Annotated in this window: 15 protein-coding genes; 7 read left to right on the plus strand and 8 right to left on the minus strand. The window is 70.9% G+C overall.

The features are described 5' to 3' along the window. The first annotated feature begins 76 nt into the window (after positions 1-76). Entirely contained in the window at positions 77-1,024 is a 948-nt protein-coding gene (locus tag IAI58_RS06215; protein WP_207445091.1) for a polyprenyl synthetase family protein, read from the plus strand. On the opposite strand, the gene IAI58_RS06220 is transcribed toward IAI58_RS06215, so the two are convergent. Then, the gene (locus IAI58_RS06220; RefSeq protein WP_207445090.1) at positions 989-2,251 is read right to left on the minus strand and encodes a glycosyltransferase; all 1,263 of its coding nucleotides are present in this window, start codon (positions 2,249-2,251) and stop codon (positions 989-991) included. The genes IAI58_RS06215 and IAI58_RS06220 overlap by 36 nt on opposite strands. Before the next feature lie 53 nt (positions 2,252-2,304). Here IAI58_RS06220 and IAI58_RS06225 point away from each other — a divergent pair, with 53 nt between their 5' ends. Beyond that, the gene (locus IAI58_RS06225) at positions 2,305-2,859 is read left to right on the plus strand and encodes a sterol desaturase family protein (protein WP_207445089.1); all 555 of its coding nucleotides are present in this window, start codon (positions 2,305-2,307) and stop codon (positions 2,857-2,859) included. Here the strand turns inward: IAI58_RS06225 and IAI58_RS06230 are convergent. The 3 genes from IAI58_RS06230 to IAI58_RS06240 form a co-directional block, all read right to left on the minus strand. Beyond that, positions 2,804-3,730, minus strand: a complete 927-nt coding sequence (locus IAI58_RS06230; protein WP_207445088.1) for a phytoene/squalene synthase family protein — start codon at positions 3,728-3,730, stop codon at positions 2,804-2,806. The genes IAI58_RS06225 and IAI58_RS06230 overlap by 56 nt on opposite strands. After that, entirely contained in the window at positions 3,727-5,211 is a 1,485-nt protein-coding gene (locus tag IAI58_RS06235) for a phytoene desaturase (RefSeq protein WP_237182920.1), read from the minus strand. Before IAI58_RS06235 ends, IAI58_RS06230 begins: the two co-directional genes overlap by 4 nt. A gap of 64 nt (positions 5,212-5,275) precedes the next feature. Next, entirely contained in the window at positions 5,276-6,199 is a 924-nt protein-coding gene (locus tag IAI58_RS06240) for a LysR family transcriptional regulator (protein ID WP_207445086.1), read from the minus strand. Between the two features lie 116 nt (positions 6,200-6,315). Here IAI58_RS06240 and IAI58_RS06245 point away from each other — a divergent pair, with 116 nt between their 5' ends. The 3 genes from IAI58_RS06245 to IAI58_RS06255 are packed head-to-tail and all read left to right on the plus strand — an operon-like array spanning position 6,316 to position 9,027. Then, positions 6,316-7,299: a Bug family tripartite tricarboxylate transporter substrate binding protein gene (locus IAI58_RS06245; protein WP_237182160.1), complete on the plus strand. Its 984-nt coding sequence runs from the start codon at positions 6,316-6,318 to the stop codon at positions 7,297-7,299. A 19-nt stretch (positions 7,300-7,318) separates the two neighbouring features. After that, the gene (locus tag IAI58_RS06250; protein WP_207445085.1) at positions 7,319-8,713 is read left to right on the plus strand and encodes an acyclic terpene utilization AtuA family protein; all 1,395 of its coding nucleotides are present in this window, start codon (positions 7,319-7,321) and stop codon (positions 8,711-8,713) included. Continuing rightward, positions 8,710-9,027 (plus strand): AtuA-related protein, encoded by a 318-nt coding sequence (locus IAI58_RS06255; RefSeq protein ID WP_207445084.1) that lies wholly within the window; start codon positions 8,710-8,712, stop codon positions 9,025-9,027. The genes IAI58_RS06250 and IAI58_RS06255 overlap by 4 nt, the downstream gene beginning before the upstream one ends. Here IAI58_RS06255 and IAI58_RS06260 read toward each other — a convergent pair. Both IAI58_RS06260 and IAI58_RS06265 read right to left on the minus strand, forming a co-directional pair. Further along, positions 9,024-9,410, minus strand: coding sequence for a RidA family protein (locus IAI58_RS06260; protein ID WP_207445083.1), 387 nt, complete (start codon positions 9,408-9,410; stop codon positions 9,024-9,026). The two genes, IAI58_RS06255 and IAI58_RS06260, sit on opposite strands and share 4 nt — an antisense overlap. A 129-nt stretch (positions 9,411-9,539) precedes the next feature. Further along, positions 9,540-10,499 (minus strand): Bug family tripartite tricarboxylate transporter substrate binding protein, encoded by a 960-nt coding sequence (locus tag IAI58_RS06265; protein ID WP_207445082.1) that lies wholly within the window; start codon positions 10,497-10,499, stop codon positions 9,540-9,542. A gap of 208 nt (positions 10,500-10,707) precedes the next feature. Between IAI58_RS06265 and IAI58_RS06270 the strand changes: the two genes are divergently transcribed. Both IAI58_RS06270 and IAI58_RS06275 read left to right on the plus strand, forming a co-directional pair. Then, positions 10,708-11,376: a GntR family transcriptional regulator gene (locus IAI58_RS06270; protein ID WP_207445081.1), complete on the plus strand. Its 669-nt coding sequence runs from the start codon at positions 10,708-10,710 to the stop codon at positions 11,374-11,376. A 23-nt stretch (positions 11,377-11,399) separates the two neighbouring features. Next, positions 11,400-12,560: an NADH:flavin oxidoreductase/NADH oxidase gene (locus IAI58_RS06275; RefSeq protein WP_207445080.1), complete on the plus strand. Its 1,161-nt coding sequence runs from the start codon at positions 11,400-11,402 to the stop codon at positions 12,558-12,560. Between the two features lie 21 nt (positions 12,561-12,581). Here the strand turns inward: IAI58_RS06275 and IAI58_RS06280 are convergent, their stop codons facing one another. Together IAI58_RS06280 and IAI58_RS06285 are read right to left on the minus strand one after the other, a co-directional pair. Continuing rightward, positions 12,582-13,478 carry an alpha/beta hydrolase family protein gene (locus IAI58_RS06280; RefSeq protein WP_207445079.1) on the minus strand — a complete coding sequence of 299 codons (897 nt, stop codon included), beginning with the start codon at positions 13,476-13,478 and terminating at the stop codon, positions 12,582-12,584. A 64-nt stretch (positions 13,479-13,542) separates the two neighbouring features. Continuing rightward, positions 13,543-15,174, minus strand: coding sequence for an ABC transporter substrate-binding protein (locus tag IAI58_RS06285; protein ID WP_207445078.1), 1,632 nt, complete (start codon positions 15,172-15,174; stop codon positions 13,543-13,545). Between the last annotated feature and the right edge of the window lie 245 nt (positions 15,175-15,419).

Below are 15,419 nucleotides of genomic sequence, written 5' to 3' on the forward strand. Positions count from 1 at the left end.
CCTTACCAATTCCTGAACCAGCGCCAAGTCTCTGGGGAGGCCCGGCCAAGAGGACCAGCGACATGCGGGACGCCACGTGAGCATTGCTTCCACTGCCCGGCAGCCCGGGATCACCGCTGGTTTCGCGCCCCTGCGCGCCTTGATCGCGGCCCGGCTTCAGGTGTTGCTGCCAGGGGAGGAGGAAGCGCCCCGCCGTCTCCATGGGGCGATGCACCATGCGCTGATCGGGCCTGGCAAGCGGCTGCGGCCGATGCTGACCCTGCTCGCCGCCCACCGCTGCGGCGGGGACGAGGCCGCCGCGCTGGATGCCGGCTGCGCCGTGGAAATGGTGCATACGGCGTCGCTGGTGCTGGACGACCTGCCCTGCATGGACAATGCCACTCTGCGGCGCGGCAGGCCCGCGACCCATCGCGCCTTTGGCGAGGACACCGCCATCCTCTCCGCCATCGGGCTGCTGAACCAGGCCTATGGCGTGATGGCCACCCTGCCGGACGTGCCGGAAGCGCTGTGCCTGCGGCTGGTCCGGCTGCTGGTTCAGGCGGTGGGCAGCCGGGGGCTGGTGGGCGGCCAGGAATGCGACCTGCATCCCGATACCGTCGAGGCCGATGCGGCGGCGCTGGAGATGCTGCACCATCAGAAGACCGGCGTGCTCTTCGCCGTCGCGCTGGAAGCCGGTTCCCTGCTCAGCAACGCGCCGGAGGAAGAGGTCGCGGCGCTGCGCCGCTTCGGCCGCCATCTGGGGCTGGCCTTCCAGACCCTGGACGATGTGCTGGACGCCACCGCCACGGTGGAGGCGGTGGGCAAGGATGTCCGCCAGGACGGGGGCAAGCCGAACCTCGTCTCGCTCTTCGGGCTGGAGGGCGCCCAACTGCGGGTGCAGGAGCATCTGCGGCTGGCGCGGCGGGAACTGGTCTGGCCGCACCGTCCCGGCTGCATGCTGGAAGCCCTGCTGGATGAGATTGTACTGGCGCTGCCCTTGCCCGCCGGTTCAGCCCTGTCCGGCCAGGGCCAGCAGCCGGGCTGAGGCCGCGGCACCGCCATCGGCCTCCCGCGCGATGGCCTGTCCCAGGCGCCGGGCATTCCGCGCGAATCCCGCCTCCCGCAGCAGGCGTTGCAGCGCCCGGCGGATGCGCCAGGCTGGCGCGCGGCCGGAGAGGGCGATGCCGGCCCCGGCATGGGCCACCCGCGCGGCATTGTCGGCATTGTCCCGCCCCAGCGGCAGGCAGAGCAGCGGCACCCCGTGCAGCAGCGGCCGGATGACGGAGCCGTGCCCGCCCTGCACGATGGCGGCGGCACAATGCGGGAGGATGGCGTCGTGGTCGGCGCCCCGCAGCAGCTCCACCTGCGGGCTGGCGGGCAGGCTGGCGGGGTCGACCGCCGGGCCCAGGGTCAGCACGCCGCGCAGGGGCAGCCCACGCAGTGCCGAGACGGAGCGGCGCAGCAGGCCGGTCTGGCCCATGAAGGTGGTGCTGGCGGAAATCAGCACATGCGGCAGGCCGGGCTCCCCGGGCCGCCAGTCGCCGGCCCAGGGCGGGCGTTCCAGCAGGGGGCCGGCATAGGCGAAGGGTTCCGGCACCGCCGGAATGCCGAAATCGAAGGCCTGGGCCGTGGCCAGCAGGGAGAGCCGCAACACGCGAAGCTGGTCCAGCACATGCGCTAGGGGCGGCAGGCCCAGCGCGGCACGGGCGGCATTCAGCGCCGGCAGGCCGGCATCATAGAGGCGGAAGGTCCAGTCGCGGGCGAAGGCGTCCCGCCGCGCCTGCCACTCCCTGCTGCCGGGACGAAAGCCGGGGCCGAAGGGCGGCAGGTCCGGCCGCGTGGGATAGGGCCAGATATTGGCGCTGAAGGAGGCGACGGGCACGCCCGCGCGCTCCCCCGCCAGCATGGCGCCCAGCAGCAGCTCATTGGTGACGATGAGGTCCGCCGGCTCCTCCCGCAGCATGGCCAGCAGGTCCTCGGCATAGGCGAGGGCGGGGGTGCAGATCACTTCCTGGCAGAGGTCGTGCACCAGGGCGGGGGGCCAGAGCGCGCGCAGATAGTCCCGCAGCGGCGCCGCCGCCTCGGCGCCCGGCTGCCGGTTCGGCGCCCGCCGCCAGGGCAGGAAGCGCAGGCCCGTGGCCGCCGCGCGGCTGGCCTCGTCGCTCACGAAGCGGATATCGGCGCCATCCGCCTGCAGCCGTCGGGCGAGCTGCGCGGCGGGGGTGACATGGCCGCCACCCTCGAAGGTGGCGAGAATGATGGAAGGCGGCATCACGCGCCCCTATATGGCAGGAGACCGCGCCGGCTTTGCAGAAGGAGGCCCGCTTGGCCGAGGATTTCACCGCCATCGCGCTGCTGTGGCCCCTGGGCATCATCCTGGCGACCGTGCTGGGCATGGAGCTGACCGCCTATCTTGCGCATCGCTACGTCATGCATGGTCCGGGCTGGGGCTGGCATCGCTCCCATCATGAGGAGCATGAGGGCTGGTGGGAAAAGAACGACCTCTATGCCCTGGTCTTCGTCGGCATTTCCCTCGCGCTGATGTGGCTGGACCCTGAGCACCACCTGCTGTTCTGGATCGGCACGGGCATGGCTGTCTATGGCCTGCTCTACGCCGTCGTGCATGACGGGCTGGTGCACCGGCGCTGGCCTTTCCGCTGGGTGCCCCGGCGCGGCTACCTGCAACGGCTCTACCAGGCCCACCGGCTGCACCATGCGGTGGAGGGGAAGCAAGGCGCCGTCTCCTTCGGCTTCCTGTACGCGCCGCCGGTGCGGGTGCTGAGGGAACAGCTGCGGCAGCAGCATGGCAAGGCGCCCGGCGATATCAGGGACGCCTCCACAGTTCCGGTGGACGTGGAGCTTCCGCGCGAGCGGCCGTGACCGCCGCCATCCCGCCCGCGCCGATGTGCCAGAGCTTGCGGTGCCCCGGCACCACCACGCGCCGGTCCCAGCCCGCCGCCCCCTGCGCGCGCAGCCGGATGCCGATTTCCCGATAGACGCCGCGCGCCGTGGCCACCGCCCAGGCGGCGCGGCGCGGCAGGGCCGCCAGCCCGATGCCGGCCGAGGCATAATAGGGCTCCGCCGCATCCAGCAGCCGCGCCACCACTCCCGCCAGCGCGGCACGATGCGCGGGGGCGGCGACCTGCCCGGGCGGGATTCCGGCCTCGGCCAGCCAGTCCTCAGGCAGATAGACGCGGCCGATGGCGGCATCGTCCAGCACATCCCGCGCGATATTGGTCAGCTGGAAGCCGAGGCCGAGATCGCAGGCGCGGTCGAGGGTTTTCCCGTCCTCCGGCGGCACGCCCATCACCAGTGCCATCATGATGCCGACGACGCCCGCCACGTGGTAGCTGTAGCGCAGCGTGTCATCCAGGCTGCGGTAACGCGCACCCTCCACATCCATGGCGAAGCCCTGCAACAGCTCCAGCGGATAGCGCTGCGGGATGCGGTGCCGCGCGGCGACGCGGGCGAAGCCGGTGAAGACGGGGTTCTGCACCGGCGCGCCGGAAAGCGCGCGGCGCGTCTGGTCGAACAGCAGTTCCAGCCGTTCCTGCGGCGATGCCTGTGGCGCGCCGGGAGCGGCGAAGCCGGCGACCTGCCCATCCACCACATCGTCGCAGTGCCGGCACCAGGCATAGAGCATCCAGGCATCCTCCCGCATCGACCGGCCGAAGAGGCGCGACGCGGCGGAGAAGCTCTTGGAGCCCTGGCGGATGGCGGTCTCGCCGCCGCGGACCACGGCATCGGTCATGGCTCGCCCGTCAGCATCAGTTCCGCCGTCGCCTTGGCGGAGGCCACAACCCCCGGCACGCCCGCGCCGGGATGCGTGCCCGCGCCGACGAAATAGAGGTTGCGGATCACGTCGTCCCGGTTGTGCGTGCGGAAGAAGGCGCTTTGCGTCAGCACCGGTTCCAGCGAGAAGGCGGAGCCGTGATGGCTGTTCATATCGTCACGGAAATCGGCGGGGGTGAGGATGCGGCTGGTGACGAGGTCGCGCCGCAGGCCGGGCATGTAGCGCTGTTCCAGGTAATCCAGGATGCGGTCGCGGTAGCGCGGCCCTTCCACCGACCAGTCGATGGGCGCATTGCCCAGATGCGGCACGGGAGACAGCACGTAATAGGCGCTGTGCCCCGGCGGCGCGAGGGAGGGGTCCGTCACGCTGGGCGCGTGCAGGTAGAGGGAGAAATCCTCGGGCAGCGCGGTGCCGCGGAAGATCTCGCGGATCAGTTCGCGGTAGCGGGCGCCGAAAAGCACCATGTGGTGCCGCAGGTCGCGCCGCTCCCCCCGCAGCCCGAAATAGATCACGAACAGCGACATGGAATAGCGTTTGCGGGCCAGCTTGCGCGCCACCGCCTCGCCACGCGGCCTGCCTTGCAGCAACCGGGCGTAGCTGTGCATCACGTCGGCGTTGCTGGCGACATTGTCGAACTCGCCATGCCAGCCGTCGCCGCAGCGGATGCCGCTGGCGCGCTCGCCCTGCGTCTCGATCCGCACCACCTCCGCGCCGCAGCGCAGGGTGCCGCCCAGGCTCTCGAACAGCTTCACCAGCGCCTGGATCAACGCGCCGGTGCCGCCGCGCGGGAACCAGACGCCCCAGCGACGCTCCAGCGCATGGATCAGCGCGTAGATGGAGGAGGTGGAGAAAGGATCCCCGCCCACCAGCAGGGACTGGAAGGAAAAGGCCTGGCGCAGATGCTCGTCCCGGATGAAGCGGGAGACCATGCCATAGACGCTGCGGTCGGCGCGCAGGCGGATGAGCTGCGGCGCCACCCGCACCATGCTGCCGAAATCCAGGAAAGGCCTGGCGCCCAGGCGGATATAGCCTTCCTGCAGAAGTTCCTCGGAATATCGCAGGAAACGGCGATAGCCCTCGACATCCCCGGGCGATTTCGCGGCGATCTGCGCGTCCAGTGCCTGCTGGTCGTTCACGTAGTCGAAGCGGAAGCCATCCTCCCAGCAGAGCTGGTAGAAGGGGCTGACCGGCAGCATCTCCACGAAGTCCGACATGCGCCGGCCGGAGAGGGCGAACAGCTCCTCCAGGCAGCCGGGATCGGTGATGACGGTGGGGCCGCCATCGAATGTGAAGCCGTCCTGCCGGTAGACATAGGCGCGGCCGCCGGGCTGGTCGCGCTTCTCCAGCAGGGTGACGTCATGGCCGGCGGATTGCAGCCGGATGGCCAGTGCCAGCCCGCCGAAGCCGGAGCCGATGACCGCCGTGCGCGGCCGCCTCACGCCACGCGGCTCCCATGCGGGGGCGGGGCGGCGGGGGCGTGGTGCGGGGGGCGGATCATTTCCCTCATATGGAGGGGGTGCCCGGACTGCCAAGTCGTGGCGCGGCGATGGTGGCGCGCAGGGCTTCCGCCAGGGCATCGGCCGCGGGGGAGAGGCTGCTGCCGTGCCGGCGCAGCAGCAGGATGCGGCGGCGCATGGCCGGTGCCGCGATGGGCCGCGTCTCCAGCACAGGCGCCAGGCGCAGGTCCAGCGCCGTGGCGGGCAGCACGCCGATGCCGAGCCCTGCCCGCACAAGCGCCACGGCGGTGCTCATATAGGTCGCCTCATAGGCCGGGCGCAGCACCAGCCCGGCCTCGGCGAAGGCGCGCTCGGCCAGCACGCGCAGGCTGCTGCCGGGGTCGGTCAGGATCAGCGGCTCCTCCGCCAGGATGGCGGGGGTGACCCGCATGGCCGCCGTCAGCGCATGGCCGGGCGGCAGCACCGCCACCAGTTCGTCCTCGAACAGCGGCTCGCCGTCCAGCTCGGCATCCGGGCCGGGCAGGGTGCCGATGCCCAGTTCCGTCGCGCCGGCCTTCACCTGCTCGGCCACCCGGTGGGCCAGGGAATCCCGCACCAGCACGCGGATGCCCGGATGCGCCTGCCGCAGCCGCGCCAGCGCCTGCGGCAGCAGCGTGGCGGCCACCGAGGGCAGGACCGCCAGATGCACCGTGCCGGAGCGCCGCGCCGCCAGGTCCCGCGCCCCCGCCACGGTTCCGTCCAGCTCCTCCAGGATGCGGGCGAAGGAGCGGGCCAGGGCCAGCCCCGCCTCCGTCGGACGCACGCCACGCGCCGAGCGGTCGAAGAGCGTGATGCCCAGCCTCTCCTCCAGCCCGCGGATCTGCACGGTCAGGGCGGGCTGAGTCACGTGCAGCCGGGTAGCAGCGCGGCCAAAGCTGCCGCTGTCCACCGCCATCACCAGGGCCCGGAGCTGGCGCAGGGAAATGCTCATAAATCCGGTTTATGGCTGGCCCTGAAACTTATCAATTGCGCAATGAGCCAATCCGCCGCTCCATGCCCAGAAACGGGGTCGTGAAGGCCCGGAACGAACGGGTTCAGGAGACAGCCATGCCACGCATCATGCCCTCGCGCCGCGCCCTTCTGGGCGGCGCCATCGCCGCCACGCTGGCGCCGCCCGCCTTCGGGCAGGAGAAGTGGCCGGCGCGGCCGATCCGCATGATCGTGCCCTTCGGCGCCGGTACCAGCACCGATATCGTCACGCGCCTCGCCACGCCCCGCATGTCGGAACTGCTGGGTCAGCCGATCGTGGTGGAGAACCGCGCGGGCGCGGGCGGCATCGTCGGCAGCGACGTCGTGGCGAAGGCGGAGCCGGATGGCTACACGCTCTGCATGGGCAGCATCGCCTCGCATTCCGTGAATGTCTCGCTGATGCCCTCCATACCCTATGACGTGCTGCGCGACTTCACCGCCATTTCCCTGGTGACGGAGGCGCCGAACCTGCTGGTGGTTTCCTCCTCCGTGCCCGCGAGGACGCTGCCGGAATTCATCGAATGGGCGAAGAAGCAGCGCGGCGGCGTCAGCTACGCCTCGGCCGGCAATGGCACCTCCAGCCATCTGGCGGGGGAGTTGATGAAGATGAAGACCGGTGCGCCGCTGGTGCATGTGCCCTATCGCAGCGGCGCCCAGGCGGTGACGGATGTCATCTCCGGCCAGGTGCCGATGACGATCTACCAGGTGACGGCCGTGCTGCCCTTCGTGCGCGACGGCAAGCTGAAGGCCCTGGCCACCACCTCCGCCAAGCGGCTGGAGATGGTGCCGGATGTACCCACCGCCATCGAGCAGGGCATCGAGGATTTCGATGTCTCCGCCTGGCACGGGCTGTTCGCTCCCGCGAAGCTGCCGGTGGAGCGGCGGGACCGCATCCATGCTGCGCTGCGCGAGGCGCTCTTCGCGCCGGAGATGAAGGGGAAGCTGGAGGACCAGGGCCTGCTGCCGGTGGCCATGGCGCCGGACGAGTTCCGCCCCTGGCTGGAGCAGGATATCGCCAAGTGGCGGGAGGTCGTGCGGACCTCCGGCGCGCGGGCGGATTGACGGGAGCGCCGGACCAGCCATGGCCCTTGGTTCCGACCCTCGTGCCCTGCTGCGGATCGGCTGCGGCTCGGGCTTTTCCGGCGACCGGCTCGATGCGCCGGGGCCGGTGGTGGATGCGCTGGTGGCGGCCGGCGGCCCCGCCGCGCTGATGCTGGAAGTGCTGGGCGAGCGCACCCTGGCGCTGGCGCAGCGGGAGCGCCTGCACCGGCCGGACGCGGGCTACGAGCCCGCGCTGCTGGATCTGCTGCGCCCCATCCTGGCGCGCTGCCTGGCACATGGCATTCCCATCGTCACCAATGGCGGCGCCGCCAATCCGCGCGGCGCGGCGGCGGCGGTGCTGGGCATGGCGCGGGAGATGGGCCTGCCGGGGCTGCGCGTCGGTGTGGTGGAGGGCGACGATATCCGCGGCAGCGATGCCCTGGCCGATCTCGACCCCTGGGAAGGCGATGCCGGCGCGGTGCTGGAGCCGGAGCGGGTGATCGCCGCCAATGTCTATCTGGGCGCCGCGCCGATCGCCGAGGCGCTGCGGCAGGGGGCGCAGGTGGTCATCACCGGCCGCTGCTCCGACCCCGCGCTGGCGCTGGGGCCGATGCTCGCGCATTTCGGCTGGGCCGAGGATGACTGGGACCGGCTGGCCGCCGGCACCATGGCCGGGCATCTGCTGGAATGCGGATCCCAGGTGACGGGCGGCTATTTCGCTGATCCCGGCCTGAAGGATGTGCCGGGCATGGCCACGCTCGGCTTTCCCATCGCCGAGATTGATGCCGATGGCGGCGTGCTGATCACCAAGCCCGAGGGCAGCGGCGGCTGCGTGGACCGGCGGACGGTGACGGAGCAGCTGCTCTACGAACTGCACGACCCCGCCGCCTACCTCACGCCGGATGTGGTGCTGGATGTCACGGGCGTGGCCATCGCGCAGGAAGGCCCGGACCGCGTGCGCCTGTCCGGCGCGCGGGGGCGGCAGAGGCCGGAGCGGCTGAAGGCCACCGTCAGCCTGCCCGGCGGCTGGCTGGGGGAGGGGGAGATTTCCTATGCCGGCCCGCATGCCCGCGCGCGTGCGGAACTCGCCGGCCGCACCCTGCTGGAACGGCTGAGGCTGCTGGGGCTGGAGGGGCAGGCGCGGCTGGACCTGATTGGCGTCGTCAGCGTCTTCGATGGCGATGCGGGCGCGCTGTGGGAGGCGAGCGATGCCGCGCCCGCCGACCTGCGTCTGCGCCTGGCCTTCGCCAGCGAGAGCCGGGCGGCGGCCGAGCGCGCCTCGCGGGAGGTGCTGTCGCTCTATTGCTGCGGCCCGGCCGGCGGTGGCGGCGTGCGCGGCCGCGTGACCGACCGCATCCGCACCTTGTCCTTCCTGGTGCCGCGGGAGAGGCTGTCTCCCCGCGTCACGCTGCTCTCGCTGGAGGAAGGCGCATGAGCACCGTCCCGCTGCACCGGCTGGCCCATGCCCGCGCCGGCGACAAGGGCAACCGCCTGAACCTCTCGCTGATCGCCTATCGTGCCGAGGATTGGCCGCTGCTGGCCACGGAGGTGACGGAGGCTCGGGTGCTCTCGCTCTTCGCGCATCGGGGCGCGACGGCGGTGCGGCGCTATGACCTGCCGAACCTCGGCGCCTTCAACTTCGTCATCGAGGATGTGCTGCAAGGCGGCGTCAATGGCGCGCTGAACCTGGACGGCCATGGCAAGACGCTGTCCTACCTGCTGCTGGGCCTGCCGGTGCGGCCGGGCTAGCGGCCCCGCGCCGGCAGGGCGGCCACCGCCGTCAGCTCGATCCGCATGCCCGGCTCCGTCAGCCCGGCGACGATGACGATGGAGCGGCTGGGATAGGGCGCGCTGAAATGGCGCGCATAGACCGCATCCACCGCCTTCACGTCGGCGCGGTCGGTCAGGAAGATCTGCACCTGCAGCACATCCTCCAGCCCCGCGCCCGCCTGTTCCAGCGTGCGGCGCAGATTGGCGAGGCTGCGCGCCGTCTGCTCGGTGATGTCGTCCTCCAGGATGCGTCCATCCTCCCTCACCGGCCGCTGGGTGGTATGGATCATGCCATTGCCGGAGACAGCCCAGCTGACGGGCTGCCCCTGCGAGGGAAGGTCGGTCTCGATCTCCTGGCGCATGTCGCTGCTCGCTCCGTGGTACGCGCGGCCCGGCGGGGTAAGCCCGGCGCGCAGGGTCATGGCCTTGGAACGCCGTGGCGGTCCCGGAGGTTGGAGCGGGGCTTCAGGAGAACGGCGGTGCCGCCCGGGTCAGACCCAGGGCTTCACCGCCCAGAGGGCGCGGAACTTCCTGTCCGACTCCTGCAGGTGGCGGTCATAGGCCTCCTGCCGCAACAGCCGCAGCGGCTGCTGGGTGCGCTGCGCCAGGGCGATGTATTCGGGGTCTGCGAAGACCTTTTCGATGGCGGCGCCGAGGCGCGCGGTGATCTCCGGCGGGACGCCCTTGGGGCCGACGAAGCCGCGCAGACTGCCGATGGTGACGTCATAGCCCTGTTCCCGGAAGGTCGGGACCTGCGGCGCGACGGAGGAGCGCTCCTCCGCCATCACGCCCACCACCTGCCAGGGCTTGCCCTCGGACATGGTCTGGCCCTCGCCCAGATTGGCGGCGGCGCCACGCACTTCCTTCTGGCCCAGCGCGATCACGCCCTGCGGCAGGGAGGGATAGATCACCGGCTCCAGCCGCACGCCCGCCACCTGCTCCAGCAGCCGGACGGAGAGGAAGCTGGTGGAGCCCAGGCCCTGCGCCGCGATGGTGAAGCCTTCCTCCTTCTTTGCGGCGGCGACCAGGTCCGCCACCGTCCTGATGCCGCTGTCCGGATGCACGGCGATGACGCCGGGGTCGTCCACCAGCCCGGCGACGAAGGTGAAGCTGTCCAGCGACCAGCGCGGCTTGCGCTCGATGGGAATGGTCACCAGGCCCGGCGTGTTCAGGATGCCGAAGGTATAGCCGTCGGGCTTGGCATCGGCGACCGCGTTGATGCCGATCTCGCCGCCGGCGCCGGGGCGGTTCTGCACCACGAAGGACTGGCCCAGCTCGCGTTCCAGGAACTGGCCGAGGGTGCGCGCCGTCACGTCGTTGCCGCCGCCGGGGCCGAAGGGCACCACCAGCGTGACGGGACGGTCCGGATAGCCGGAGGCACGCGCGAGCCGGGGCGCGGCGAGGCCGGCCAGGCTGGCACCCAGAAGGGCGCGGCGGGTCGGGATGAACATGGCGGGGATTCCCTGCTGCGGCGCCGGCAGAACGCGGACCTTCCGGTAGCACGGGGCAGTCAGCGGGCCGGTGGAGGCGTTGGACCGTGGGCGTGGCGGTGCCTTCGGTCCGGCCTCTCGCGCTCACGCGTCCCGGGCCGGTTGCTCTCGGGCAGGTGCTGGTATAATGCCGTTATACCACCTTGCCAATGGCGCGGGAGACGAGGCGATGCAGACCGCGACCGGGGCCGATCTCGCCGCGCCAGCCCGCGTCAACATGGCCGATTCCGCCTATGCCAGCCTGCATGAGATGCTGCTGACGCACCGGCTGCCGCTGGATGCCGCGCTCTCCGAACGCAACCTCGCCGCCGAGCTCGGCATCTCCCGCACCCCGGTGCGGGAGGCGCTGCGGCGGCTGGAGGGGGAGGGGCTCCTGACCCGGCAGCCCGGCGGGCTGCTCTTCGTGCGGCGCATCGGGGTGGAGGAGTTCCTGGAGGTGCTGCACCTGCGCCGGCTGCTGGAGGGGGAGGCCGCGGCCGCCGCCGCCGGCAAGCTGCCACGCGAAGCGATCGGCCAGTTCCGCGCGCGCATCGCCGCGCTGCTCGCGGCCAGCGGGCGCCCCGACGGAGAGCGGCTGGGCATCGACCTCGACCTGCACCGCGCCATCCTCGGCGCCGCCGGCAATGCCACCCTGGCGCGCATGCTGGAGGATCTGCGGCGGCGCATGCTGCTCTTCGCCACGCCCCCTGCGCCGGAAGATCCGCGCCGGGCCTGCGCCGACTACCTCGCCATCCTGGATGCACTGGCGGATGGCGATGCCGAGGCCGCCCGCGCCGCCATGGGCCGTCACCTCGACGCGCTGCGGGCCGGCATCCTGCGCCGCCTCGCCGCCCTCTGACCCTTTCCGCCGGAGACACCACCATGAGCGACCCGATGCTCTTCACGCCACTGACGCTGCGCGGGCTGACGCTGCGCAACCGCGTCGTGGTCTCGCCCATGTCGCAGTATTCCTCGGTGGATGGGGCGCCGACCGACTGGCATCTCGTCCATCTCGGCAAATTCGCCATGGGCGGCGCCGGCGTGGTCTTCTGCGAGGAGACCTCGGTCAGCGAGCGGTCCCGCAAGACCTATGATTGCCCAGGCATCTACAACGATGCACAAGTAAAAGCCTGGCGCCGGGTGACGGATTTCATCCGTGGCCAGGGCGCGGCGGCGGCGATGCAGCTGGGCCATGCCGGCCGCAAGGTCGCGACGCGCGCCCCCTGGGACGGCTTCGCCCCGCTGGGCGAGGCCGATGCGGCCAATGGGCGCGCGCCCTGGGCCGGTCTGGCGCCGAGCCCCATCCCCTTCAAGGAAGGCGCCATGGTGCCGAAGGAGATGGACCATGACGACATCCGCTACGTGATCCAGCTGCATGTCGATGCCGCCAAGCGCACGCTCGATGCCGGCTTCGACATCTGCGAGATCCATGGCGCGCATGGCTACATCATCCAGCAGTTCCTCTCGCCCATCACCAACAAGCGCACGGATGGCTATGGCGGCGACATCCAGGGCCGCATGCGCTTCGGGCTGGAGCTGATCGAGGCGGTGCGCGCCGCCTGGCCGGCGGACAAGCCGCTCTTCTTCCGCGCCTCCTGCGTCGATGGGCGCGGCGGCATCTGGAGCCTGGAGGATACCACCATCCTGGCCGGCGAGCTGAAGGCGCGCGGCGTGGACCTGCTGGACTGCTCCTCGGGCGGGATCGAGGGGCCGCTGACCCTGCATGTGGTGCCGCGCGTGCCCGGCTATCACGTGCCCTTCGCCGACCACATCAAGCGCGAGACCGGCATCCCTACCATGGCCGTGGGCCTGATCACCGAGGCGCATCAGGCCGAGGGCTATCTGCGCGAGGGCAAATGCGACCTGGTGGCCCTGGCGCGGGAGATGATGTGGGACCCCAACTGGCCCGTGCATGCCGCTGCCGCGCTGGGGATGGAGAAGCCGCATGAGCTGCTGCCGCGGCCCTATGCCTGGTGGCTGCAGAAGCGCGAGGAGACGCGCAAGCTCTACCCCACCGGGCTGGAGAAGCCCGCCGCCGAGTGACGGCGGGCTGAGCGGCGCGCCTTACAGCGCGCTGCCGCGGCCCTTGGCCCAGCCGGCCAGGGTCGCGTCATCCGGCATGGTCCTGTCGAACCACAGGCTGGCGGCGACGCGGGAGATGACGTCGCCGTCGTGGCCGATATGCGGCACCTGCACCAGCGTCCAGTTGCAGGCCACGCCGCGCCGCGCGGCCTCGGCCTGGCCGGCGGCGAGGTAGTTCTTCGCGCGCGCGAAGCGGTGCGGGCCCTGCGCCACGGCCTCCGGCTGCGCCGGCAGGCTGGGGCCGGAGGTCTCGATATCCTGCTCGCCCGCCAGGATCAGCAGCGGGAAGGCCAGCAGGCGCAGCAGCTCCGCCTCGCCGAGCCCGATGCCGCCCAGCCCTTCCGGGAAGGTCTTTTCCAGGGTCGGCAGGGTGTACCAGCCGGGATTGCCGACGGCGATGGCCTCGAAGATGTCGAGAGGCTGGGTGGAGGCCATGCGGTGGCCGAACTGCCCGCCGGCGGAGTGGCCGTAGAAATAGGCCTTCTCCCGCCGCGTCACGCCGGCCTTGCGGAGCCAGTGGAAGACGCGCTCCGGCACCGCATAGCCCCATTCGGCGCGCGGCCGCACCGTGCTGTCCGCGGCCAGCACATGGCCGTTGTTATAGACCTCGGCACCGGGATAGTTCGCGTTGTCGAAATTGGGGGCGACGATCAGCAGCCCGTGCTTGTCGGCCGCCGGAATCCAGAAGTCGCGATAGTCGTCGCCGTTGCGCATCATGCCGTGCTGCACCAGCACCACCGGGCTGTCCGGCGTAGCCTGCGCCGGGCGATAGGTATGCAGCACCAGCGGGCGCGTGGCGTCGCCCTCATGATCCGTGAAGGGGATGGCCTGGCGGCCCGGGGCGGCGAGGGCCTGGGCCAGGGTATCGGCAAAGCTCATGGACATATCCTGAAGAAGGGAGATCCGCGCGCCACCGGAGAGCCCGGCGGCGCGCGGCGTGTCGTCACCGGGCCGGGGAGATCTCGGACGCCATGGTGGTCTGGTCAACGCGGCCGGGATAGGCGATGTCCTTGCGGAAGGCCCAGACGGCGCTCTCGAACTGCACGGGGATCACGGGCATCTGCTCCAGTGCCACCTGTCCGGCCTGGCGCAGCAATGCGGCGCGGGCGGTCCCGTCCATGGTGACCAGGGCCTTCCCGGCCAGTTCATCAAAGGGCGCATGGGACCAGCCGCCGTAGTTGCTGGTGCCGACGCCCTTCTCGCGGTCGGTGCTCATCAGCCAGGTGCGGAAGAACATCAGCGTCTCCGCCGCGTCGGACCCCCAGCCGCCCATGGCGACGCTGAATTCGCGCTTGCCGCGCCGGCCGAAGAAGACGGAGCTGGGCATGGCGTCCAGTTCCACCTTCACGCCGATGCGCTGCCAGAACTGCGCCAGCACCTGCGCCAGCCGCGCGTCGTTGATGTAGCGGTTGTTGGTGGCATGGAAGGTGAAGGTGAAGCCGTCGGCATAGCCGGCCTGCTTCAGCAATTCCCTGGCCTTGGCGGGGTCATAGGGCAGCACCGGCAGGCCAGGGATGGTGCCCGCCATGCCTTCCTGCAGGAACTGCGCGGCAGGCAGGGCCAGCCCGTCCATCACCCGCTGCTCGATGGCCTTGCGGTCGATGGCCAGCGACAGCGCCTGCCGCACCCGCACGTCCTGCAGCGGGTTCTGGCCCTGGCCGCCATTGACGAAGGGGCTGGGGCTGCGCCCCGTGTCCAGCTGGAGGAAGATCAGCCGCGTCGTCGGCTTGGCCGAGATGCGGAAATTCGCGTTCTCCCGCAGCCGCGGCAGGTCGCCGGTGGCCGGGCTCTCGATGATGTCGTAATCCCCCGCCAGCAGCCCGGCCATGCGCGGGCCGGCGGCGGTGACGGGGGTCATGCGCACCGTCTGCCAGGCTGGCTTCGTGCCCCAGTAGTCGTCGAAGCGCGCCAGCTCCGTCACCGCGTTGCGGCTGTAGCTGACCAGCTTGTAGGGGCCGGTGCCGATGGCGGCGCTGGCGTCGTTGAACTGCGCGGCACCGGGCCAGGGGCCGGCATGGCCGCAATCCTCGCCCGCCGCGAAGTCCAGCTTCGCATCGCCGATCAGGCTCTGCGGCAGGATCGGCAGGTTGCTGAGGTCGTTCAGCAGCAGCGGCTCCGGCTCCCGGGTGGTGATGCGGATATGCTGGGAGTCCAGCACCTCCACCTTCGCCAGCCGGCGGATGATGCGGGAATAGGACTGGACGACCTCGTCCTTGTTGTTCTGCGCCCGGCAGTAGGTGAAGAGCACATCGGCGGCGGTGAGGGGGCGGCCGTTATGGAAGCGCACGCCCTGCCGCAGCCGGAAGGTCCATTCCAGCTCGCCTTCCTGCTTCCAAGATTCGGCCAAGGCGGGCTCGACCGCCAGATCGGCGTTCAGCTCCACCAGCGGCTCGAAGATATGCTGGCGCAGGGTGTTGTTGGGCGCGACCGCATAGTTCAGCGGATCGGCCGAGGTGGTCTCGGCGGAGAGCGCGACCCGCAGGGTCTGCGCGGTGGCCGGCAGGCTCGCGGTGAGGGAAAGGGCCAGGGCGGGCAGTAAAGCGCGCCGGGCCAGGATGGCGGTGTAGCCGGGCATGGATGTTCCTCTCGACAGAAAAGCTGACAAACACCTGTTCTTCATGGATTGCAACGAAAGCGTGACCTCGGCCCACCTCTGCGGCCCGGCACCGGAATGGCCGAAGTCTCTGCCGTGGCATGGCGGATATCCGGTCGGCCCGGCAGTGACGGAAGATTCCATGCGGCAACGGCACGGCGTGCCTGAAGGACCGTTATCTGCCCGAGGCGTGATGCCTTATTTCGCGTTATCAAAGGACTAGCGGC

It is taken from the genome of Roseomonas marmotae (genome assembly GCF_017654485.1).
GTDB lineage: Bacteria > Pseudomonadota > Alphaproteobacteria > Acetobacterales > Acetobacteraceae > Pseudoroseomonas > Pseudoroseomonas marmotae.